This window comes from Devosia sp. (genome assembly GCF_034675085.1).
Lineage (GTDB): Bacteria > Pseudomonadota > Alphaproteobacteria > Rhizobiales > Devosiaceae > Devosia.
In genome coordinates this window covers 1-3686 of record NZ_JAUCDN010000319.1, presented here as the reverse complement: position 1 = coordinate 3686, position 3686 = coordinate 1, and the positions used below count along the sequence as shown (strand labels likewise).

Annotated in this window: 2 protein-coding genes; both read right to left on the bottom strand. The window is 66.5% G+C overall.

Translation table 11 applies throughout. The features are described 5' to 3' along the window. Window positions 1–113: 113 nt before the first annotated feature. Entirely contained in the window at window positions 114–755 is a 642-nt protein-coding gene (gene cobO, locus VDP82_RS15530) for a cob(I)yrinic acid a,c-diamide adenosyltransferase (RefSeq protein ID WP_323015736.1), read from the bottom strand. Continuing rightward, the coding region (gene cobN, locus VDP82_RS15525; protein WP_323015735.1) for a cobaltochelatase subunit CobN at window positions 752–3686 on the bottom strand (2935 nt) is incomplete at its 5' end. The genes cobN and cobO, both read right to left, overlap by 4 nt.

Below are 3686 nucleotides of genomic sequence, written 5' to 3'. Positions count from 1 at the left end.
GCATAGCTCTCATGGCCTTCTCCCCTCAAATCGCCCCACCGGGGCGATTTGCCCTTATGGGACGGCTCGAAGTCCCCCAAGGGAGAGGGAGGGTATGGTGGCGAGACAGAAACCTAAAACTCGATGCCCTTCTGGGCTTTCACGCCGGCGCGGAAGTGGTGCTTGATTTCGGTCATTTCGGTGACGAGGTCGGCCATCTCGATCAGCTCGTCCTTGGCGTTGCGACCGGTGACGATGACGTGTTTGTCCGCCGGCTTGGCGCGCAGGGTTTCGAGCACTTCCTCAAGCGGAAGATAATCGTAGCGCAGCACGATGTTGAGCTCGTCGAGCAGCACCATGTCATAGGCAGGATCGGCGATGAGCGCCTTGGCCTGGTCCCAGGCCTTGCGGGCAGCGGCCAGATCGCGCTGGCGGTCGGCCACGTCCCAGGTGAAGCCCTCGCCCATGGCGTTGATGGTGACCGACTCGGGGAATTTTTCCAGCACGTCGCGCTCGCCGGTGGCCCAGGCGCCCTTGACGAACTGGACCACGCCGACGCGCATGCCATTGCCGATGGCGCGGAAGACCATGCCGAAGCCAGCGGTGGACTTGCCCTTGCCCTTGCCGGTGTGGACGATGAGCAGGCCCTTCTCCTCGGTCTTGGTGGCGAGGATCTTGTTGCGCGCCTCCTTCTTCTTCTTCATCTTTTCGGCGTGATAGGCATCACGCTCGGCCTCGGTCATGCGGTCGGTCTTCTTGGCGGGCTTGTCGGTCATTTGGCGTCCTCAAGATAGGCATGGGCGGAATTGGAGCGCGGAGTCCAGAAGCCGCGCCGGCGGGCTTCCTCGAAACGGGCCATCAGCTCGTCATAGCCATGGGGATTGGCGGCGCGCAGGAAGGCGCGCACCGCATCGTCCTCGACATAGGCCTCGAAGGCGAGGTCGAAATGATGGGTTTTCACCGCGCCGGTGGTGGCGGCGAAGGCGAACATGAAATCGAGCGTGGCGACGATCTCGAAGGCGCCGCGATAATCGTGGCGCATCATGCCGGCAATCCATTTGGGATTGACCACGCGCGAGCGCATGACGTGGGAGATTTCCTCTTCCAGCGTGCGCGCCAGCGGGCGCTCGGGGCGGGAATGGTCGTTGTGATAGGCGGCGGGGGCGTGGCCGGTCAGGGTTTCGGCGGCGGCGGCGAGACCGCCCTCGAACTGGTAGTAATTGTCGCTGTCGAGCAGATCGTGCTCGCGATTATCCTGATTGTGGATGACCGCATCGATATCGGAGAGCCGGGCGGCAAAGCGCGCGCGGGCGGGAAGCCCGGCGTCCTGCGCGCCATAGGCATATTGCCCCCAATCGAGCGCGCGCGCGCCCAGATCGGCCCTGGTGGACCAGGAGCCGGAATCGATGAGCGCATTGAGGCCGGCGCCATAGGCGCCCGGTTTCGAGCCGAAAATGCGGTGGCCCGCTTCCAGCCCCGCCTCGGCTTCGGACCGGCCTTCCCCCATCAGCCCCAGCGCATCGGTGCGCATGCGGGCGGCGATGGGGTTGTCGTCCACCGGCTCGTCCAGCGCGCCGATGGCGCGGACGGCACGATCGAAGAGGGCGATCTGAGCGGGGAAGGCATCGCGGAAAAAGCCGGAAATGCGCAAGGTGACATCGACGCGAGGGCGGCCGAGTTTTGGCAGGGGCACGATTTCATAGCCCGAGACGCGCAGCGAGCCCGGGTCCCAAGTGGGCTTAGCCCCGATCAGCGCCAAGGCCTGGGCGATATCGTCGCCGCCGGTGCGCATATTGGCCGTGCCCCAGACCGAAAGGGCGACGGCGCGCAAATGATGGCCATGATCCTGCAAATGGCGCAGGATCAGGTTTTCGGCGGATTTGCGGCCCAATTCCCACGCTGTGGGCGTGGGCACGGCGCGGGCATCGACGGAATAGAAATTGCGGCCCGTGGGCAACACGTCGAGCCGCCCGCGCGAGGGCGCGCCGGAGGGGCCGGGGGCGATGAACTTGCCATCGAGCCCGTCAATCAGCGCAGCAATCTCGGCAGGGCCGGATTGGCGCAGGCGCGGGCGGATAAGGGTGTGCACGGTTTCAAGCACGGCCCTCGTGGCGGTCCAGGAGGGCGCGGGGGTGGTTGCGCCGGTGACCAGATCGGCGGCGAGGGTTTCGAGGTGGTCCACCATGTCGCCGGTGGTGCGCGGAGGACTGGTCTCCCCCCTCCCGGCGTTCCCCACGACGGGGGAGGTGGCGGCCGGTGGCTGCGGGCCGGTCCAGGGGTCGCCCAGCTTTGCGGTGAGGGGATCAAAGCCGAGCCTGAGGTCGTCGGCCAAAGCGCGGATGAGGGAGTTTTCTTCCGGCGCATCGCCGCGCGGCACGCGGGCAAGGGCGACGATGAGATCGCGTTCAAGATCGCCCTGGGGCGACTGGCCGAAAATGTGCAGCCCGTCGCGGATCTGGGCTTCCTTGAGGTCGCAGAGGAAATTATCGATTTTCACCAGCGCCTGGGTCTCGTCCTCGGGCAGGCCGATATCGCGGTCGAGGCGCGTATCGCGGGTGAAATCGAGAATGCGGCGCTTGAGGTCGGCCAGACGGCGGCGGTCCATGCCGGAGGCGGCGTAATATTCATCGAGCAGGGCTTCGAGGTCCTTGAGCGGCCCATAGGTTTCGGCGCGGGTGAGCGGGGGCACCAGATGGTCGATGATGACGGCCCCGGTGCGCCGCTTGGCCTGGGTGCCCTCGCCCGGATCGTTGACGATGAAGGGATAGAAATGGGGGAGCTGACCCCAAAGCGCATCGGGATAGCAGTCGCTGTCGAGCGCCACCGCCTTGCCGGGCAGCCATTCGAGCGTGCCATGCTTGCCATTGTGGATGAGGGCATGGGCGGAAAATTCGTGGCGCAGCCAGAGATAGGCGGCGAGATAGGCATGAGGCGGCACAAGCACCGGGTCGTGATAGCTGGTGGTGTCATCCAGACCATGGCCGCGCCCGGGCTGAAGCATGATGACGACATTGCCGAAACGGTGGGCGGGAAGATGGAAGGCGTCACCACGCACAAAGGGATCGGCGGCCGGATCGCCCCAGCGCGCGGTGACCGCCTCGCGGGTTTCCACGGGGAGCGCGGCGAAAAGCTGGGCGTAGCGCGCGAGGGGGAGGATGGCCGATGAGGCACCGCGCGCGGGGTTGGTGTTGGTGGGGCCGGCGGTGAGCAGGGCGATGAGGGCGGGGGAAGTGGCAGGATAGGCAGGAGAGAGCGAATATCCTGCCCGTTCCAGTTCTGCCAGCATTCGCACCGTGGACTGGGGGGCGTCATAGCCGACGCCGTTGGCGAGGCGCCCGTCGCGGAGGGGATAGTTAGAGAGGATGAGGGCGACGCGGCGGTCGGCGCGGGGGGTGGCGCGCAGGCGGGCCCAGTTGGCGGCGAGGGTCACGGCGCGGGCGATGCCATCTTCATCGGGCGCATAGGCGCTGAGGGGGCATTGGGTGCGCGCGTGCCAGACGGCGTCGGCCTTGTGGCCGACAATGAGCCCGCCGATACGGCCGTCAAGCTCGGGCATGACCAGATACATGGCCATGTCCTTGGCGGAGAGCCCCTGCGGGTCGGCGGCCCAGTGCGCCTGCGAGCGGCCGGACTGGACGAGCTGGATAACCGGAGCATCGCAGCCGGAAAAAGGATTGGCGGCCTCATCGAGATCGGCCACGCCCAGC

Bases quoted from the DNA above. Each gene is read 5' to 3' on its own strand.
- cobO (WP_323015736.1), bottom strand. From the start codon at position 755: ATGACCGACAAGCCCGCCAAGAAGACCGACCGCATGACCGAGGCCGAG.